The organism is Flavobacterium sp. GQ95, assembly GCF_059758655.1.
Map to the genome: position 1 here is coordinate 131,958 of NZ_JCAXEB010000010.1, position 18,793 is coordinate 150,750.

Annotated in this window: 19 protein-coding genes and 1 tRNA gene; 12 read left to right on the top strand and 8 right to left on the bottom strand. The window is 34.0% G+C overall.

Annotated elements, in window-relative coordinates; translation table 11 throughout:
• The first annotated feature begins 192 nt into the window (after nt 1-192).
• The 9 genes from AC6CH4_RS18840 (at nt 193) to AC6CH4_RS18880 (ending at nt 8,934) form a co-directional block, all read left to right on the top strand.
• Nucleotides 193-1,305: an NAD(P)/FAD-dependent oxidoreductase gene (locus AC6CH4_RS18840; protein ID WP_498105678.1), complete on the top strand. Its 1,113-nt coding sequence runs from the start codon at nt 193-195 to the stop codon at nt 1,303-1,305.
• The gene (gene mtgA / locus AC6CH4_RS18845) at nt 1,305-2,078 is read left to right on the top strand and encodes a monofunctional biosynthetic peptidoglycan transglycosylase (protein ID WP_498105680.1); all 774 of its coding nucleotides are present in this window, start codon (nt 1,305-1,307) and stop codon (nt 2,076-2,078) included. Before AC6CH4_RS18840 ends, mtgA begins: the two co-directional genes overlap by 1 nt.
• Nucleotides 2,068-3,024: a lipid A deacylase LpxR family protein gene (locus AC6CH4_RS18850; RefSeq protein WP_498105682.1), complete on the top strand. Its 957-nt coding sequence runs from the start codon at nt 2,068-2,070 to the stop codon at nt 3,022-3,024. The genes mtgA and AC6CH4_RS18850 overlap by 11 nt, the downstream gene beginning before the upstream one ends.
• Nucleotides 3,025-3,287: 263 nt before the next feature.
• Nucleotides 3,288-3,701, top strand: a complete 414-nt coding sequence (locus AC6CH4_RS18855; RefSeq protein ID WP_498105684.1) for a hypothetical protein — start codon at nt 3,288-3,290, stop codon at nt 3,699-3,701.
• Nucleotides 3,702-4,263: 562 nt separating this feature from the next.
• The gene (locus tag AC6CH4_RS18860; protein ID WP_498105686.1) at nt 4,264-4,527 is read left to right on the top strand and encodes a hypothetical protein; all 264 of its coding nucleotides are present in this window, start codon (nt 4,264-4,266) and stop codon (nt 4,525-4,527) included.
• 17 nt (nt 4,528-4,544) lie between these two features.
• Nucleotides 4,545-4,880 carry a hypothetical protein gene (locus tag AC6CH4_RS18865; RefSeq protein WP_498105688.1) on the top strand — a complete coding sequence of 112 codons (336 nt, stop codon included), beginning with the start codon at nt 4,545-4,547 and terminating at the stop codon, nt 4,878-4,880.
• A 2-nt stretch (nt 4,881-4,882) separates the two neighbouring features.
• On the top strand, nt 4,883-6,070 hold the full coding sequence (locus AC6CH4_RS18870; protein ID WP_498105690.1) for a PfkB family carbohydrate kinase: 1,188 nt from the start codon (nt 4,883-4,885) through the stop codon (nt 6,068-6,070).
• A complete protein-coding gene (locus AC6CH4_RS18875; RefSeq protein WP_498105692.1) occupies nt 6,064-7,239 on the top strand; it encodes an adenylosuccinate synthetase in 1,176 nt (391 codons plus the stop codon). The genes AC6CH4_RS18870 and AC6CH4_RS18875 overlap by 7 nt, the downstream gene beginning before the upstream one ends.
• 741 nt (nt 7,240-7,980) lie before the next feature.
• Nucleotides 7,981-8,934, top strand: coding sequence for a hypothetical protein (locus tag AC6CH4_RS18880; RefSeq protein ID WP_498105694.1), 954 nt, complete (start codon nt 7,981-7,983; stop codon nt 8,932-8,934).
• 295 nt (nt 8,935-9,229) lie between these two features.
• On the opposite strand, the gene AC6CH4_RS18885 is transcribed toward AC6CH4_RS18880, so the two are convergent.
• Together AC6CH4_RS18885 and AC6CH4_RS18890 are read right to left on the bottom strand one after the other, a co-directional pair.
• Nucleotides 9,230-9,694, bottom strand: a complete 465-nt coding sequence (locus AC6CH4_RS18885; protein WP_498105696.1) for a hypothetical protein — start codon at nt 9,692-9,694, stop codon at nt 9,230-9,232.
• Nucleotides 9,695-9,777: 83 nt separating this feature from the next.
• Nucleotides 9,778-9,851, bottom strand: a tRNA-Ala gene (locus AC6CH4_RS18890).
• A 105-nt stretch (nt 9,852-9,956) separates the two neighbouring features.
• On the opposite strand from AC6CH4_RS18890, the gene AC6CH4_RS18895 reads away from it, so the two are divergent.
• From AC6CH4_RS18895 to AC6CH4_RS18905, 3 genes are all read left to right on the top strand, one after another.
• On the top strand, nt 9,957-10,721 hold the full coding sequence (locus AC6CH4_RS18895) for an enoyl-CoA hydratase/isomerase family protein (RefSeq protein WP_498105698.1): 765 nt from the start codon (nt 9,957-9,959) through the stop codon (nt 10,719-10,721).
• Between the two features lie 421 nt (nt 10,722-11,142).
• Nucleotides 11,143-11,592, top strand: coding sequence for a 6-pyruvoyl trahydropterin synthase family protein (locus tag AC6CH4_RS18900; protein WP_498105700.1), 450 nt, complete (start codon nt 11,143-11,145; stop codon nt 11,590-11,592).
• Between the two features lie 90 nt (nt 11,593-11,682).
• On the top strand, nt 11,683-12,426 hold the full coding sequence (locus AC6CH4_RS18905) for a UDP-2,3-diacylglucosamine diphosphatase (protein ID WP_026983567.1): 744 nt from the start codon (nt 11,683-11,685) through the stop codon (nt 12,424-12,426).
• Nucleotides 12,427-12,429: 3 nt separating this feature from the next.
• Here AC6CH4_RS18905 and AC6CH4_RS18910 read toward each other — a convergent pair whose 3' ends face one another.
• From AC6CH4_RS18910 to AC6CH4_RS18935, 6 genes are all read right to left on the bottom strand, one after another.
• Entirely contained in the window at nt 12,430-13,638 is a 1,209-nt protein-coding gene (locus tag AC6CH4_RS18910) for a cytochrome c3 family protein (protein WP_498105702.1), read from the bottom strand.
• Nucleotides 13,639-13,722: 84 nt separating this feature from the next.
• Entirely contained in the window at nt 13,723-14,079 is a 357-nt protein-coding gene (locus AC6CH4_RS18915) for a hypothetical protein (protein WP_056187127.1), read from the bottom strand.
• Nucleotides 14,080-14,400: 321 nt separating this feature from the next.
• Nucleotides 14,401-15,321 carry an alpha/beta fold hydrolase gene (locus AC6CH4_RS18920; RefSeq protein WP_498105704.1) on the bottom strand — a complete coding sequence of 307 codons (921 nt, stop codon included), beginning with the start codon at nt 15,319-15,321 and terminating at the stop codon, nt 14,401-14,403.
• Nucleotides 15,321-16,601, bottom strand: coding sequence for an MFS transporter (locus tag AC6CH4_RS18925; RefSeq protein ID WP_498105706.1), 1,281 nt, complete (start codon nt 16,599-16,601; stop codon nt 15,321-15,323). The genes AC6CH4_RS18920 and AC6CH4_RS18925 overlap by 1 nt, the downstream gene beginning before the upstream one ends.
• Complete coding sequence (recJ, locus tag AC6CH4_RS18930; RefSeq protein ID WP_498105708.1) at nt 16,591-18,291, bottom strand: single-stranded-DNA-specific exonuclease RecJ; 1,701 nt, start codon at nt 18,289-18,291, stop codon at nt 16,591-16,593. The genes AC6CH4_RS18925 and recJ overlap by 11 nt, the downstream gene beginning before the upstream one ends.
• A 136-nt stretch (nt 18,292-18,427) precedes the next feature.
• Nucleotides 18,428-18,772 (bottom strand): HopJ type III effector protein, encoded by a 345-nt coding sequence (locus AC6CH4_RS18935; RefSeq protein WP_498105710.1) that lies wholly within the window; start codon nt 18,770-18,772, stop codon nt 18,428-18,430.
• Between the last annotated feature and the right edge of the window lie 21 nt (nt 18,773-18,793).

The window sequence follows — 18,793 nt, forward strand, 5'->3', positions numbered from 1 at the left end:
GCAAGTAAATGTTAAAATAATTTGAACCATATAAGTAATATAAGCTCATTTAATTAAGAAAACCAACAGATTAGAATTTCTTTCGAAACTTCTATGTCCTTAGCCTGACAAAGAATTAGGCAATAAAATTAAATGAACTTATATTACTTATATGGTGAAAAAAAAATCATTATTTTTATAAAAATTTGGAAAATGGAATTAAGTTACTGGGAACTTAAAAACTGGTTTACGAATGTGGACTATACGATTGTGGGCAGTGGAATCGTAGGTTTGCATGCCGCATTACGCTTACGCGAAAGATTCCCAACGGCGAAAATTCTGGTTTTAGAAAGAGGAATGTTGCCACAAGGCGCCAGTACTAAAAATGCCGGTTTTGCCTGTTTCGGAAGCCTTTCTGAAATTATGGAAGATCTCAAAACACATTCAGAAGAAGATGTTATTAATTTGATTGAAAAAAGATGGAAAGGTCTGCAGTTGCTCCGAAAAAGATTGGGAGATGCTGCAATAGATTTTAAACCTCACGGCGGATATGAATTGTTTTTGAAAGAAGATGATCTTGGTTTTGGAGAATGTATTTCGAGATTGCCTTTTATCAATGAAATTTTAAAACCACTTTTTAAGGCTGATGTTTTTAGCAAAGAGATAGACCGATTTGGTTTTGAAAACATTCAGGAATATTTAATTTTTAATCCGTTTGAAGCGCAGATCGATACGGGAAATATGATGCAGGAATTGCTGAAACAAGCCGTTGCTGCTGATATTTTAATTTTGAATCAGCAAACGGTAACAGGATATTCAGATTTAGGAAATCAGGTTCAAATCGCATTGAACGATTTTAGTTTTACTTCCAAAAAAATATTGTTCGCAACAAATGGCTTTGCTAATACGTTAACAAAGGGAGCAGTCCAGCCGGCAAGAGCGCAGGTTTTAATTACGGAACCAATTCAAAATTTAGATATTCGGGGCACTTTTCATCTGGATCGCGGATATTATTATTTCAGAAATATTGGTGACAGAATCTTACTTGGGGGAGGCCGAAACTTAGATTTTGAAGCAGAAAACACAACCGAATTCGGTCAAACGAAAATTGTACAAAATAAATTGGAAGAGTTGCTGAAAAATGTAATTTTACCAAATCAGGATTTCCAGATCGCGCATCGTTGGAGCGGGATTATGGGAGTAGGGAACAGTAAAAATCCTGTTGTTTCGCAATTGTCTGAAAACGTGTTTTGTGGAGTGCGTTTAGGCGGAATGGGCGTAGCAATAGGCAGTTTAATAGGAACAGAATTAGCAGATTTAATATAATGGCAGCAACCAAAAAACCAGCACCAAAAAAAACAACCGCAAGCAAACCAAAGCCAGCAGCGAAAAAGAAAACCAATCGCACGTTTGGCGAGAAAGTAAAATGGTTTTTTATAAAACTGTTTTTATGGTTTTTCGGACTTTCGATCGGATCAGTCATCATTTTTAAATATGTGCCGGTACCTTTTACGCCGTTAATGGTGATTCGTGCTATCGAAAATAAATTAGGAGGAAAAGAAGTTTATTTTGATCACGATTGGGAACCGATTGAGAAAATTTCGATGAATTTGCAGAAAGCAGTTATCGCCAGTGAAGACGGAACTTTTTTATATCACAACGGTTTCGATTTCAAGGCACTTCAAAAAGCCTATAAAAGCAACGAACGCGGACGCCGAATTCGTGGTGGAAGTACGATTTCGCAACAAACGGCCAAAAACGTTTTTTTATGGCAGGGGAAAAGTTATTTCCGAAAAGGTTTAGAAGCTTATTTTACCGTTTTAATCGAAATTATCTGGGGGAAACAACGCATCATGGAAGTTTACCTGAATAGTATTGAAATGGGCGATGGCGTTTACGGTGCTTATGCCGCAACAGAACATTGGTACCGTCGCGACGCTTCGAGCTTAACACAAATGCAGGCCGCCGGAATTGCAGCAATATTACCAAATCCAAGAAAATTTAAAGCAACAGGTTCTTCAAGTTATATCAATCGACGCAAAGAACGAATTGTTCGTGAAATGCGTGCTGTTGGAAAAATAAATTATAATGGGAAATAGAAACGCCTTTCTTGCGCTTTTCCTATTGACAACAGTTTTAGGTTTTGGACAGGCAAAAACAAAAGAATTTGGTTTTATTACGGATAATGATTTATACACTTCGTCTAAAAACGATATGTATTATACGAACGGTTTAGAGCTTTTCTTCAGATATCTTTCCAAAAACGAAAACGAAAAAATCAATAAAAAGATTACCGAATTTCGTGTTGGACAATACATTTACAATCCGAGATTTATTAATGAAACGGCTGTTGATATTAACGATCGTCCCTTCACTGGTTATCTTTTTGCCGAAGCCGGACGCAGTTTTTTCTACCAAAGCGAATCGGTTTTAAAGACTGATTTTCAATTGGGTTATATGGGGCCGAATGCTTTTGGCCGTGAAACTCAGGAAAGTTTTCATCATGTTATTGGTTATAAAAAAGTGTATGGCTGGGAAAATCAACTTCATAATGCACTTGCTGTACAGGCACACGCATTGTATTCGAAGAAATTATTTCCGAATAAACATAACGATTTTGTAGATCTTCATTTTCAGTCAGAAGCGAATTTGGGGACAATTTTTGATGGGGTTTCTACAGGGTTTTTAGCCCGAATTGGTTTTAAGAAATTACTTCCTGTTTATGATTCTAATTTGCACGACGCTTCTGTAAGTGCTCAACCGCAAATTGATGTGAGGGAATTTTACTTTTATGCGATGCCAAGCGTCAATTACCAATTTTACGATGCTACCATTGAAGGCAGCATGTTCAGCGACACCAGTCCGGTGACTTTTGAGTTGGAACCGCTTCGTTTCAACGCCGAATTTGGTTTGAAATACCGCCACAACAATTTCAATATTTCGTATTCTTTTCTGTACCGCGGCCGTGAATTGAAAGATCCTGAAACGAATACGAATTCAGGTTATTTTTATGGATCAATTCGATTAGGGTTTTTGATTAAGTAAGGGGTTTTTGCCACGAAGGCGCTAAGGCACTAAGTTTTTTTTTAACCGCAATGTGCGCTATCCCGATAGCTATCGGGATACGCGAAGAGCGCAAAGCCATCAAGCTTTACCGCAATCTTGTCATTTCGACGAAGGAGAAATCCCCGCAAGTAGCTCGACAAAGTTGCCACAATCTTGTCATCCTGACGAAGGAAGGATCACATTAGAAGCTCGACAAAGTTTTGTTTATTTATAAGTTCATAAACCTGATAAAAAATAAAAACATGCTAACATATTTTTTTGAGTTTGCTTTTTTAATTGGTTTTATTTATGTGTCCGCTAGATGGGGAACGTTTTTGATTTCAGATTTAATTACCGGTTTTATTTTATTAGTATTCTTTACCAATTTTCATTTTCAGGGAGATCCTGTGAGAAACCAAGGAGAAATTATTGTGTTTATGGTTAATCTGTTTTTTTACGCAATTGTTTTTGTTTCGTCTTTGTTTATTTATTTCGATAAAGAGAACGAAAAAAGAATGTATTATATATTTCCAATTTTCGTCTACTTTATTTTTATAATTATTGATCCATTAGACTTTGATGAATCTTTTGGCGCGATGTATGTCCCTGTTTTTTTGGCATTTTTTCCTGTGTACTTTTTTAAGTATTATAGAAAATATATAAAAGAAGAAGTGTGATGTTAAGTGGAATTCTTTGCGAAAGAAATAAAATTACTATTGAAAAAGTAATGGCAGGAACAGTCATGTTATTTGTTTATTTTATACCAACGATTATGTCCTGGAATAAAAAAACAGCAAATACTTATTTGTTTTTAACCTCCTCACCGCATGGACAGTGCTTTTCTGGTTTATTTCTTTTGTTTGGGCGTTACAAATAAATAGGCAACATGCAAGAATTTTGGCTGAAGAGAAGAAAGCTAAAAGTATGGTTAAAAAATCTCGTAAAGTCATGAAGACGCAAAGTTGGATTTGTAAAAAGTTATTACTTCGTATCGATAATTTTTAATTTAGAATAATTACTTTGAGATTACAGATTGAAAATCTATGTTTGTCGGGGGTGAATCTATTATAAAAGAAATGTATATTATCAATAAACAGGTATTAATACGTAATTTTTAAAAATAAATAAATAGTATTTTTGAATAATATGGTTTTCCGTAATTAAGCTATAAATCAAAGCTCTACATTTGAGTTCACTATTTTTAATAATATCATTTTTCACAACATTAAATAATAATTTATGAATAAGGAAAGAAATATAACTTTAACCATCGAGAATTTAACTGACGAACAAGTTTTAAAAGAATTTGTAAAAAGATTTGATTGTGATGGAGCAGTTCTTATTTATATGGAAAAAAATGTAGAAGTTGGATTCGGTAGATGGAAAAATACAGATGGTCGTATTTGGGTCAATGAGCTACTTAAAATCATTAAAACATCGCCTATTTCAATTTTGGATATTAAAAGAAAATCAAGAAAAAAAGTGATTAAAAATCAATTATAAACTAAAAAAATATAATTATGGGAGGAAGTGGTGGTGGATCAAGTTATTCTAGAGGATTATCTAGTGGAGGAAAGAGAACTGATGGTGATGAATGTGGTAAAGTTAATTTTTTAACTAAGTTGCAAATGATTCAGCCAGCTGTAATTAATTATGCAATAGATGATGCTTTGATAGTAACGGAGTCTTTTGGAACAGTTGTAGTAACTGGGCAGCATGGTGTTTGTGGTTCGATAACTTCATTAGATGTTGTAAAGCTTATAGAATGCATGAAAAAAGGTTTTTCTTTTAAAGCAACGGTTGTAAGTATTACTCCTTCTAGTTGTGAAGTGCGTGTAAGATCATTAATTAAGTAAATATGCTAAATATAATTGGAGGCACATATGTTGAAAGTTGTATTGAACCACAATACAAAGAATTATATGGTTCCGGTTTACGTGCTGCAATTGCATTATCGGGCAAAGATTTTTCTATATTATTTAATAGTTGTGTTGGTTGCGATGATGAAAAAATTGCTCAATATAAAGCGAAATTATTTAATTTTAATTGTGATTTTTTTATATTAAATCGAACAGTTGAATTTGATTATTATCATCCTTTATCACCGCCAGTTCCACTTAATCTTAATAATAATATTGTTCAGCTTCAGGATATTACTGCAGAGAATGTTTTGTATTATGGAATGATCGAAGCTAAAGTCAAAGTTTCAGCAGATTATTTAGTTTATGATCCCCAAAACCATAAGAGTTTTAAAGAAACTGAATCGACTGCAAAACATTTAGCATTAATACTTAATAAAAAAGAAGCTCTTGCACTAAGTGAAAGTGATAGTTCTGATCTTATAGAAATTGGTCATAGCTTGTTGAAAACTGAAAAAGCTGAAGTTGTTGTTATTAAAAATGGACCACAAGGCGCTTTGGTGTTTGAGGATGGTCTTGTTAAAGAAATCCCTGTTTTTGAGACAAAAAGTGTTTGGCCAATTGGTACCGGAGATATATTTTCAGCTGTTTTTGCTTGGAAATGGATAATTGAAAAAAATAGTTCATTCGATTCCGCATATCAAGCCTCAAAATATGTATCTCAATTTTGTGAATCACCACAATTTCCTTTAGTACTAGAAAAAGAATCTTATATAGAATTAGAAAAACCAAAACCTAATAAATTAATATATTTAGCAGGCCCTTTTTTTTCGTTTGGACAGCGTTTTTTAATAAATGAATTTAGAATCGCTTTAATTGAATTTGGAAATGAAGTGTTTTCTCCTTATCATGATGCTGGAGTTTTGGATGATAATTGCAGCATCTCAGAAATTAAGGATGTAGCAAAATTAGATCTTCAGAATATTTCAAATTGTGATACATTATTGGCTGTGCTTACTGGTAACGATGCTGGAACGTTATTTGAAATTGGTTATGCAAGAGCTCTTAATAAGAAAATTATTTTATTTTCAGAAAACATGAATAGAGTTGATTTAACAATGTTTGTTGGAAGTGATTGCGAAATTATAGAAGATTTTTCAACCGCAGTTTACAAAGCCTCATGGTAAAAAATAAAGCAATAATAGTAATTGGCTTAGGTTTTGGTGACGAAGGAAAAGGTATAACAACAGATTATTTGTGTTTGAAGAATAATAATCCTATAGTTATTAGATTTAATGGAGGGCATCAAGCAGGTCATTGTGTAGTAACTAAAACTGGAGAAAAACATATATTTTCGAACTTTGGTTCTGGAACTCTTAGAGGTATACCTACCTATTGGTCTAGTTATTGTACATTTTCTCCCGTATTATTTCTGGAAGAATTATTGACCTTAGAATATAATGCTAAAATTTATGTTGATTATAACTGTCCTATAACAACTCATTACGATGTTTTGTATAATAGAACATTAGAAACTACACTTGATGAGAATCGAGCGGGTAGTTGTGGTCTTGGATTTGGAGCAACGATAAACAGGGAAAAGTCTTCGAATTCTCTTTTATTTAAGGATTTATTTGATGCTCATGTTTTGTTTGAAAAGCTGCAACTTATTAGAAAATATTATAGGAAGAAAGTTAATTTAGATACTTCCTATGATTTCGATTCATTTGATCATGAAGTTGAGGAGGAAAATTTTATAAAAGCGATACAAAAACTAAAAGTATTGATAGATAATAGAATAGTAGTTCCTGTTTATGAGAGTGATATTTTTCAAAATGATTGGTCAACCTACATATTTGAAGGCGCACAGGGCATTTTACTTGATCAAACTTACGGACAAAAACCTCACATTACAAAAAGTAACACAACATCAAGAAATGCAATTGAAATGATTAATAGACAAAAATTAAATTGTTCTATTGAAATATGGTATGTTACACGATCTTATCAAACTCGTCATGGAGCTGGTCCATTTAAAGTGACACATGCTAATTTTGAATTGATTAATACGGAAGATGAAACAAATTTATTGAATGAATATCAGGGTGAATTTAAAAAAAACTTTCTTGATATTGATGATCTGAATTATGCTATAAGTTGTGATAATCTTTATTCTAAATCTTATTCTAAAAATTTAATGGTAACATGCTTAGATCACTTCGAGGGAGAAAATATTTTCTTTTTTAAAAATAATAATTTAGAATCAAAACATTTTAAACTGTTATCAAAGGAACTACAATGTGATTTTCAGACTGTGTGTTATAGTTTTAGTAAATATGCTGAGAACATTTTATAAAAGATTGTATTACAAACTAACTAGGCTGAATTTATAATCGCTGCAGAGTAATTAAATACACAATCTAAAGAAATCCCGAAACTAAAATTTCGGGATTTCTTATTTAAGTACTTAAGTCAACCCGTTTAGGTTCTATCATAAAGTGTTGGGTTTCTGTCATGAAATCTTTACGTCAGGAACCTAAAATTTTAGATACGACAGAGTAAAACTTTAGGTTCTAAACCTAAACGTATACGTTGATGACGTCAAATTTGTCGTGGCGAACGTATAAAATGTAGCCATATAGGGTAAAAATATCATGATAGAGCCTAAACGATGGGTTGAGAGCCTAAAAGTAAATCTACAACCCAACTCAAATATCTAATAAAAATAAAAACTTTCTAATCTAACCCCGATAGAACTGGAAATCCTTATTGTGCCGGTTCGGCAGAAAAGATTGAGAAGCAGGGAATTTGCAATTTGTAATCGAAAAATTTTTAAAATCATTTGTTTTTAACTTTTTAAAAATCAGGTACATATACTTGTTTTTAATTTTTAATAAATAGATACCTTTGAATAGAGTTTTTGTTATCAGCTATCAATCATTTTTCATGATAACAACTTCTGTAATGTTAATTATTAAGATGATTTAAACTTTATAAGAATTATAGAAAATATTAAAATAATTCATTTCTTCGAAGAATAGAGATTAAAATAAATCACATCATTATTGCCTATAAATTAACTTATAAAATTTTAGATATGAAAAACTTTACAATAATTATTCTAATTGTTTTTAGCTTAATTTCTTGCGCACCAAAAGGGCCACTTGTTAGTGTTGGAAAAAAAACGGATAATACAATTGAAAATGCCGTAATGGATACAATAAAAAATTTCGGTTATGTACCTATTGATCCAATGCCTGTCAAAGTAAATAATTTTGACGGATATTTTAATATTACAAATAGCGATTATTTAAACGCTTTATCTGATGAAACCATTCTGGTAGCTACAGGTATTTATAATAAAAATGGAACTGTAACTTTCGGTCCTATTGGTGGCACAATAGAAGGGAAAAAGTATGTAGTAATTTTAGATTGGATTAAATACACAACGCTTCCTCAATTAATTTCTGAAAACGATTCTGGAGAGATTGAATTATATGATAAATATGTTAATAATAGATCAAGAGTAAAAATAAATTCTATTCCAATTTATGAAGGTATTGGATTAAGAATTCAAGCAACTTTTATTGCTACAACCTCAAATTTAGATGTTAATGGTATTTTTGGTCTGTCAGGTAATTATAACTCTTCAAGCTTTAAAGGAAGTTTAGTTATACAATCTATGGGTATAAGTGGTAAATCTGTGAATCTCCCTCTTCCAAGTGATATAAATCCAACATCAATTCAAAATGCTTTAATGGCGATTTCTTCGATAAGGGCTTTAGTTTATACATCTGAGAATAAAGATTTAAAAATTACACCGAGAATTATAGGTTTTTACAATACAATTGGTGATAAAACAAATAGAGACCAGATGGTGTCTTTTTTATCATCTTTAGAAATCCCTTTTAATGTAAGTACTACGGCTGATCAGCAAATTGAATTTTATGAAAAAAACTTGAAATCTAAAAAAAAGTTGCGTGAATTAGAAAAATTATACAAAGAAGAAAATGGAGAAAATATTTCATCTAAAAAAATCACTAATAATTAAAGTAAAATTAAAACTTGGTATTTAGATAGAGAAAATCTTGTCTATTAAATTCGTCAAAAAATATTGTTATAAAGTCCAACCCGCCCGATAGCGCCGATTTGCAATCCGTGCCCACAAACTAAATCCACAACCCAACTCAAACATCTTATAAAAACAAAACTTCTAATCTAGCCCCGCTATCCCTTCCAATCTTTTGTGTCCGCCGTGGCGGACGCAAAAGATTGGAAGGGATAGCGGACAGGTGGTCTTTTGAAAACTAAACTTCTGCTCCTGAATATTTAAAGAAAATTAGATATTAAAGTTCTAAATCTTCTGAAGAATCTAATTCTTTGCTGAAATACCAATTTTTTAGAATCACTATGAAATTTGAAAGTATAGCAATAAAAATAATTTTGATTAGAAAAATGGTAATAGATTCGGAGACACCATCCATGATATCAGGAATTTTGTTGTCGTATTTTCTTCCACCGTAATTTTGCAAGATGAAAATTAACGCCCAAAAGCTGAAGAAGAATAGAACTAGATAAAGCAGCATCGATGCATTCTTGTATAGATAATAAAAAATCGCTGAGAATATAAAACTTGCAATTGAAGTGTAAAATAGACTCATAATTACAAAACCATCGAAGAAAAAACCAATCGTTATAGTGTAATTTTTTAAAGTTACAAGTATAAAATAGACTGTAGTAATTAGGACAGTGAGAATAGTTGCCTGAATTATAGTAAGAAAGCTTTTGATGTCTTCTTTGTCTTCTTCCATTTGATAATGAGTTTCTTGTGAAAACTATTTTTTTGAGTCTGAAATAAAAAAACCGTATCACAATAAAGTAATACGGTTTTTTGTGGAGAATACCGGATTCGAACCGGTCACCTCTTGCCTGCCAGGCAAGCACTCTAGCCAAATGAGCTAATCCCCCAAAGCGTTAGCAAATAAAGTCAATTAATTGGCAAAAAACAAATTTCAAAAGGCTTCGGGTGAAATTATTTTTCAAAACCGTAACTTTACGTTCAAATCTATTTTTATGAGTGCAGAAATTCAAAACGGTTCTTTATATACAAGTTTTCATAATGCTGTGGCAACGGTGCAATTTGGTCATCCGGCTAGTAATTCTTTTCCACGTGAATTGTTGAATCGGTTGACATTGGAAATTAATGAGTTAAGCCGAAATGAAGCAGTTTCGGTAATTGTTTTGCAAAGCGAAGGTTCAAAAGCTTTTTGTTCCGGCGCTTCGTTTGATGAACTTTTGCAAGTGGAAAATGAAGAACAGGGAACAGAATTTTTCTCTGGTTTTGCGCATTTGTTAAACGCCATGCGAAACTGTTCTAAATTGATCGTGGGCCGCGTTCAGGGAAAAGCTGTCGGTGGCGGCGTTGGCATTATTGCAACCTGCGATTATGTTTTGGCTACAACTGAAAGCGCCATAAAATTATCGGAACTGGCGATCGGAATTGGTCCGTTTGTGATCGAGCCGGCTGTTTCGCGTAAAATTGGTAAAACAGCGATGACCGAAATGACGTTGGCTGCAACCGATTGGAAATCGGCAACATGGGCTTTGGAAAAAGGACTTTATGCATCGCTTCATAATGCAGATGAACTGGATGCTGCGGTGGAGAATTTTGCTCAAAAACTGAGTTCGTACAATCCGGAAGCTTTATTCGAAATGAAGAAAATCATTTGGGAAGGAACTGAGCAATGGGAATCGATATTGATAGAACGTGCTGCCATTACCGGGAAATTGGTGTTGTCTGATTTTGCCAGAGAGGCTTTGACGCAGTTTAAAAAGTAATACAATGCGAATAGTTTTAAACACATAGAGACATAGGTTGGATTGTGTTGAAAAGAGGCGTTTCACTTGTATTAAGACACATAGCTATGTGTGAAAGCTAGCTTTTTCAATTTTCTTTTTTCAAAGCATAGAATCTATGTTTCTATGTGCTTAAATTTTTTGCCACAGATTGCACAGATTAAAGTGATTAATCTTTTAAGATATTTTATGCTATGTGTAAAAAGCGAGCTTTTTTTAGTTTCCTCTTTACAAAGTATAAAACCTATGTTTCTATGTGTTTAAACAAATTTTACTTCAAAATAAATTACTTATTAGAATGATCTCATTGTGGTTCAGGTTGGAATTTGGGATTTTTCTTTATTTGGAATTTATTATTTAAACGGTTATTAATTCGTAAATTTGCAACCTAAAATTCAAATCGATGAGTAATATCAGAATTACAAAACAATTTAACTTCGAAACCGGACACGCTTTGTACGGGTACGACGGAAAATGCAAAAACGTTCACGGGCACAGTTATAAATTATCGGTAACGGTTATTGGTTCGCCAATTACAGACCGGTCGAATGTGAAATTCGGAATGGTAATTGATTTTTCGGATCTAAAGAAAATTGTTAAAGAAGAAATCGTCGATCAGTTTGATCATGCAACCGTTTTTAATGAAACGACGCCGCATATCGAATTGGCAAATGAATTGAAAAACCGTGGGCATCATGTAATTTTAGTAGATTACCAACCAACTAGTGAAAACATGGTGGTTGATTTTTCTAAAAGAATCATCGCAAGACTTCCTGCCGGAATTACATTATTCTCCCTTAAACTTCAGGAAACAGAATCGTCGTTTGCAGAATGGTACGCTTCCGACAACTAGTCGAAAGTCCAAAGTCCAAAGTCAAAAGTTTCCCAACCAGAAATCTAAGAAGTCTTAAAATCTAAGAAGTCTAACAATCTAAAAATCTAAATGAAAAAAATATATTTCGCTTCTGATCAGCATTTTGGTGCTCCAACTCCGGAGTCTAGTTTACCGCGTGAAAAGAAATTCGTGGCCTGGCTGGATGAGGTAAAAGAAGATGCAGAAGCTATTTTTTTATTGGGTGATTTATTTGATTTTTGGTTCGAATATAAAACTGTTGTTCCGAAGGGTTTTGTGCGTATTTTAGGCAAACTGGCTGAGATTCGCGACAGCGGAATTCCGATTTATTTTTTCGTGGGAAATCATGATTTATGGATGAATGATTATTTTGAAACCGAATTGAATATTCCGGTTTATCATGATAACAAAGAATTTACTTTTAACGGAAAAACGTTTTTAATTGGTCATGGCGACGGAAAAGGACCTGGTGATAAAGGCTATAAACGAATGAAAAAGGTATTTACAAATCCGTTTTCAAAATGGCTTTTTCGTTGGTTGCATCCGGATGTTGGTGTTAGTTTAGCGCAATATTTATCGGTTAAAAATAAACTGATTTCGGGTGATGAAGATGTAAAATTTTTAGGGGAAGAAAACGAATGGCTGGTTTTATACGCCAAACGTAAACTCGAAACCAAACATTATAATTACTTTATTTTCGGACATCGTCATTTACCGATGATTATTCCGGTTGGAGAAGAATCCAAATATGTAAATCTGGGCGACTGGATTGGTTATTTTACTTATGGTGTTTTTGACGGCGAAACTTTCGAATTGAAGAAATTCGAAAAGTAAACTTTATTTGGCCGGATAGATTCCGATTTTGTGTGTTCTCAAAATATAATTCGATAATTGTTTACTATCAGAAAGCTGAAATTTAATCGCACCCGATGATTTTTTCGGCATATGACATTCTACACAATTACTCGCCAATAAACTTCCCGACATTGTTTTAAGCGTTTTATCGGAATGTTTTATACCGTTTTGGTGACAACTCATGCAAATTTTAGAGTAAGAAGCTAAGTTTTTAGAAGCATTCTCATGTGGATTATGACAGGTAATGCAATCCATTTTTTCGCTGTTGATGAAACATTTACTTTGCGTCATCAAACGAAATTGATTTCCGTGAACGTCAAACGTGGCTGTATCTGTAATGCTTCTTGTGCTTCTGTAAAAGTCTGAAAGATTATTTCCGGGTTTAAAATCAAAACGGGATTTCATTTTCATTCCGTCATTTCCGCCATGGCAAAGGGCACAGGCGTCTAATTTTTGTTGTCTGTTTAAGTTTTTAAAACTGGTGATGCTATTGGCAACTTTTACGTTTGGATTTTTTAGGTGAAATTCGGCGTGTTGCTTGGCCGGCCCGTGACAACGCTCGCAATCAATCCCATAAATTATAGTTTTGGGATCAATTATATCTTCAACATCCATCGACATTACATTTTTCTCGGCAGAATTTTGCTGAACGGTCCGGCTGCTCGCATTTGAAGCATGACATGAATAACAATCTTTAACTACCATTCGGTCAAAATAGGGTTTGTCAGCGGGAAATCCCGGACTTGTGGCCCAACCTTTTATGGAGTGATAATAAGAAATGGGTAATTCGTAAGTGTTGCCGTCTCGCCAATAAACAGATGTTTGGGCATGTTTCGTTCCAAAAACAATATCAAAACGATGTGCTTCAACTTCTTTTCCATTTTTGTATAAAACCTGATACAGGCTGTCGTTGCGTTTTTCTATGACTAATTTGGTGTTTTTGTCGTAAATGAAAGTATGATTTCCTTTATCGAAATCACCCAAAACATTTCCTAAGAGAGCGGGAGCAGTTGCTTTGAAGTGCGAACTTTTTAAAGCCATGTCGTATTGAGTCTGATGACATTGAATACAACTTTCGGATCCCGCATAATCGGTTCCGCGTGGGTCAATATATTCATCAGATTTGTTCGTGCAGTTGGATAAGAAAACCGCTAAAACCGCAATGGCAAAAAGAATCCTTGATTTTTTCATTAACGTAAATATACTTTTTTTTGAAGAAAATCAAAATATATTTAAAATATGAAAAAAATGTAGTTAAAATATTTAGAATGTTTCTTAATTCATTCCAACTCCGTAGACATATTCATCCAGTTCAATTCGGAATAAAGAACCTTCAACCAAATCTTTAATCGATTTTAATTCTTTAATGGAAACGGCTAAATCAATTTGAGCACAAGGTGTTTTGAGTAGAAATTTATGACAGGAGTTTTTTAGTTCGCAAGCTTCACAACAGGCATTTTCGATCATGCTGTCTTCGATCAAATCACAAAAATAATTGAGTTCCTGAACCGTAAAATAGAAACCGGTTTCTTTAAAAACCAATTGTACTTTGTCTGTAATGGTTTCGTTTTCCTTTTTCCAGTAAAAGGCAATTCCAAAATTGTTGTGGTATAATTGTTCTATTTCTCTCATTGCGATCCATTATTTCAACAAATATAAATATTATTTATATTAATTCTAAATAGAAATTCATAAAATTTGGAGAAAATTATTTCACCATATAAGTGATATAAGATCATTTAATATAGATTGTGAAAGGTGATATAACCTTAGATGGTGGAAAAAATGCTTAAAATTTATTGGCTATGTATCATGTTAGAAATTGCTGGCTGAAAACTACTTTATTCATAAGTTTAACATTTTCAGTGATTTGAATTTAAACAGTATAAATAAATTGATTTCATTTAATAATTTGTTATAAATTTTATTATAGATATTGTTTTAAATGGGAATTTATTCAAGCCACTTTTTAATACTTTGAAGAAATTGATCTTGTTGATCGACAAACAGGTAGTGTGAGCAATTTTGAAGTAAAACAAAATGATTTTGTCCCGCTATACCTTTTATAGAATTGATTTGTGCCGATGAAAAAACACCATCTTCTTTTCCGTAAACAGCATAAATAGGAATTCCGTTTTTCTTTATTTTATTTAAAGCTGGTCTGCTGTCAATATTGTTTTGCTTTTCATTTTTGTAGAAAAGCAACGGAGCGTTTTTGTTTCGAATATTCGTTTTGAAGAAATCACTCGCTTCATAATCACTGTACAGTTTTTTTGAAGCTTCCGTTGGATTGGGCATTTTGAAATAATTATTTTCACTTGCCAGATCAAAACAAGCTTTTCGATATTCAGCAGAATTTTTACTTAGCTTTTCGATTGCCTTTATTTTCGATAACTGAGTTGTGTCTTTTTTGGTTGTTGCAATTTTTGTAACCGAATTTAAAATATGATCGTACGTTTCCTGTTGCGAGAATAAGGCTCCAACCATGATGAGGTTACTTACGTTTTGCGGATATTTCTCGGTATAAAGTGTCGCAACCAGACCGCCAAAACTGTGCGCCATAAGGGTGGCTTTTTTGAGGCTGTATTTTTTGTAAATCGCATTTAAATCTTCAAAAGCTTCTGCATAGGTGATTTTAGCTTCAGGATCCGCAGATCTTCCTTCGCCTCTTCGGTCGTAAACAATTACGTAAAATCCCAAATTAACTAATTTTTGTGCCGTTGTACTTTCAAATAAAGTGGAGTTTCCGCTTGGACCTCCATGAATAAAAATTAGGGCTTTCTCTTTTTTGTTTCCGTATGTTTTGATGTAGAGATTCTGTCCGCTTGCAAAAAGAGATATTGTAAAAATGAAAGCCAATAATAATTTTTTCATTATTCCATATTTTGATGCTCTTCCATATCTTTTTGAAGATCTAAATTTCTAAAAGTAGGAGATGCAACTCCGAAGCCTAAAACAGTTAATAAGGTCATACTTCCTCCAAAAACTACAGAAGTCACCGTTCCCATTAATTTTGCTGTTAAACCGCTTTCAAAAGCGCCTAATTCGTTTGATGAGCCCACGAACATAGAGTTTACTGCAGCAACACGTCCGCGCATATGATCCGGAGTTTTGAGTTGTAAAATCGTTTGGCGAATCACTACTGAAATTCCATCAGCAACTCCGCTTAAAAACAGCGCCACAACAGATAGCCAGAAAATGGTTGAAACTCCAAAAACAATAATACAAAGTCCGAAGATGAAAATAGCAATTAAAAGTTTCATTCCGGCTTTTTTGTATAACGGAACGTAAGCTGAAATCAGCATCGTAATAAAAGCGCCAATTGCCGGAGCTGCCCTTAAAACTCCAAAACCTTCAGGGCCGACTTTTAAAATATCCTGTGCAAAAACTGGTAATAAAGCCACGGCTCCTCCAAAAAGAACAGCCACCATATCTAGAGAAAGAACTCCCAAAATAGTTTTATTATTGAAAACAAATTTGATTCCTTCTTTTAAACTTTCCATAACCGGTTCACCAATCTTAGGATTTAAAATTGGTTTTTTACTAATTTGAGTTAAAGCAAGTAAGGCCGAAACAGAAAAACCAACAACAAGACACATCGACCAGTGAACTCCTATCCAATTGATTGAAAATCCTGCAACCGCTGGTCCTAAAACAGCGCCAATTTGCCAAACCGAACTACTCCAGGTGGCAGCATTTGGATAAGCTTTTTTAGGTACAATTAAAGATAAAAGGGAGAAAATAGTTGGTCCTAAAAACGCACGAACCAATCCGCCCAGAAATACTAAAAAGTAAATCGAATATAAAATGAGATCAGACGATGCATCGCCTACAACTGCAGGCCAGGTCAATAAAAATAATCCGAAACTGATGATTGAAAATCCTAAAATACACCATACCAACATTCCTTTTTTCTCCCTTTGGTCGACAATATGTCCGGCAAATAAGGCCATTGAAACAGCTGGAATTACTTCCATCAAACCAATGATTCCAAGTGAAAGCGGGTTCTTAGTTATGCTGTAAACTTCCCATTCAATCACAATAAACTGCATTGACCAGGCAAAAACCATTGCAAAACGCAATAATAAAAACATATTAAATTCTCTAAAACGCAGTGCCTGATACGGGTCGTTTTTCTTTTCTTTATTTTTCATTTGTTCTGATATCTTTTAACATAAGTTGAGTTGAAACATTTCCGTTCCACTCGTTTTCAGCAATAGTATAAGCCAGCTGAAAAGTATTTTGATTTTTTGTAAGGCCTAATTTTTTTCCTAGTCCAAAGCCAATTGCGGCAATTCCTTCTGAGTTATACTGCTTCGCGAAAAGCCTTAAATGCTCATCTTCTGAACCCAGGGTTTTAGCATAACCAGTATCTTTTACCTCCGTAGTCATAAAAACCGGCGTCATATTCAATGGGCCAAAAGGTTCGAATTGCTTTAAAATTCGAATTAATTTGGGCGTGATGTCTGAAAAATTAATTTCGGCGTCGATTTCGATTTCCGGAGTTCGCATTTCGGGTAAAATAGTTTCTTGAACACATTTCTCAAAAGCTTCTTTAAAAATCGGGTAATTTTCAGCTTTCAAAGTCATTCCGGCAGCATACATATGGCCTCCAAATTGTTCCAAATGGTGAGCGCAGGCATCCAAAGCATTGTAAACATCAAATCCTTTTACAGATCTTGCCGAAGCTGCATATTTATCACCGCTTTTAGTGAAAACCAAAGTGGGACGGTAATAGGTTTCGATTAATCTTGAAGCCACAATTCCGATAACGCCTTTGTGCCAGTCTTCCTGAAAAACAACGGTTGAAAAACGCTCTTCTTCCTGATTTTCTATAATTTGCTGAAAAGCTTCTTTGGTGATTTTTTTATCTAAATCTTTTCGGTCGGCATTATATTGTTCGATTTCTGAAGCAAATTGCTGTGCCTGTTCAAAATCAAATTCGGTTAATAATTCAACTGCATGATTGCCATGTTTGATTCTTCCTGCCGCGTTTATTCTTGGAGAAATGATGAAAACAACATCTGTAATATCTAAAACTTTCTTTTTTACCTGATGCACCAAAGCTTTAATTCCCGGTCTCGGATCGCTGTTGATTACCTGTAACCCGAAGTAAGCCAAAACCCGGTTTTCGCCCGTTATCGGAACAATATCTGCCGCAATCGCAGTAGCCACTAAATCAAGATACGGAACCAGATCTTCGATGGTTTCATTTCGATTTTGACCTAAAGCCTGAATCAATTTAAAACCAACGCCGCAACCGCACAATTCATCGTAGGGGTAGGAGCAGTCTTCTCTTTTTGGATCTAAAATCGCGACCGCATCTGGGAGAATATTTCCGGGTCTGTGGTGATCGCAAATGATAAAGTCGATGTTTTTTGCTTTCGCGTAGGCGATATGATCAATGGATTTAATTCCACAGTCAAGTGCAATAATTAAAGAGAATCCGTTATCATCGGCAAAGTCAATTCCTTTAAATGAAATTCCGTAACCTTCGTCATAACGATCCGGAATATAAGTGGCAATGTTAGGATAATGGGATTTTAGATAAGATGAAACTAAAGAAACCGCTGTCGTTCCATCAACATCGTAATCGCCAAAAACCAGAATGTTTTCCTGATTTTCAATAGCCGCTTCGATTCGGGCAACCGCTTTGTCCATATCTTTCATCAGATAAGGATCATGAAGATGTTCTAAGGATGGGCGAAAGAAATTTTTGGCATCTTCAAAAGTTTCAATACCACGCTGAATCAAAAGTGTTGCTACAAAATCTTCTACATTTAAGGCCTGCGCCAAATGTTTGACTTTATCTTCAGAAGGTTTTGGTTTTAATGTCCAACGCATGGTTGATTTTAGATTTTAGAGTGTTGATTTTAGATTTCTGAATCAACAATATTGTTTGTCAAATCGAGCGGAGTCGAGATTCTTATTAGTATAAAAGGGCTTCGACTCCGCTCAGCCTGACAGACGTAATGATATTTTATTTTAACTCAAGTGCATTTCCTTCAAACTTAATTCCGTCCCAACCTAAATTGATGAAGTTTCTAATATTTTGGTGGTTAGTTCCATTTGGATCTTTTAAAACTTCTTCGAAATAAAAGGCACCAAAACAGGCTAAAGTTTCTTCTTTGTTTAAGTTCTGCAATTTGGCGAAAGAAAATAATTTGCAAGAACCTGAATTTTCTCCGGCAGCGTTCTCTTGTGTTCCGTTTTGGAAAGCAGTTGGTGTAAAATTGTAATTTTCCTCAATTACTGCAATAGTTTCAGGGAATGTTATTTCGTTTGGTGTTTGTTTTAGTTTTTCTAAAAAGGCTTGGATGATCATGATATTAATGCTTTTTTGGTA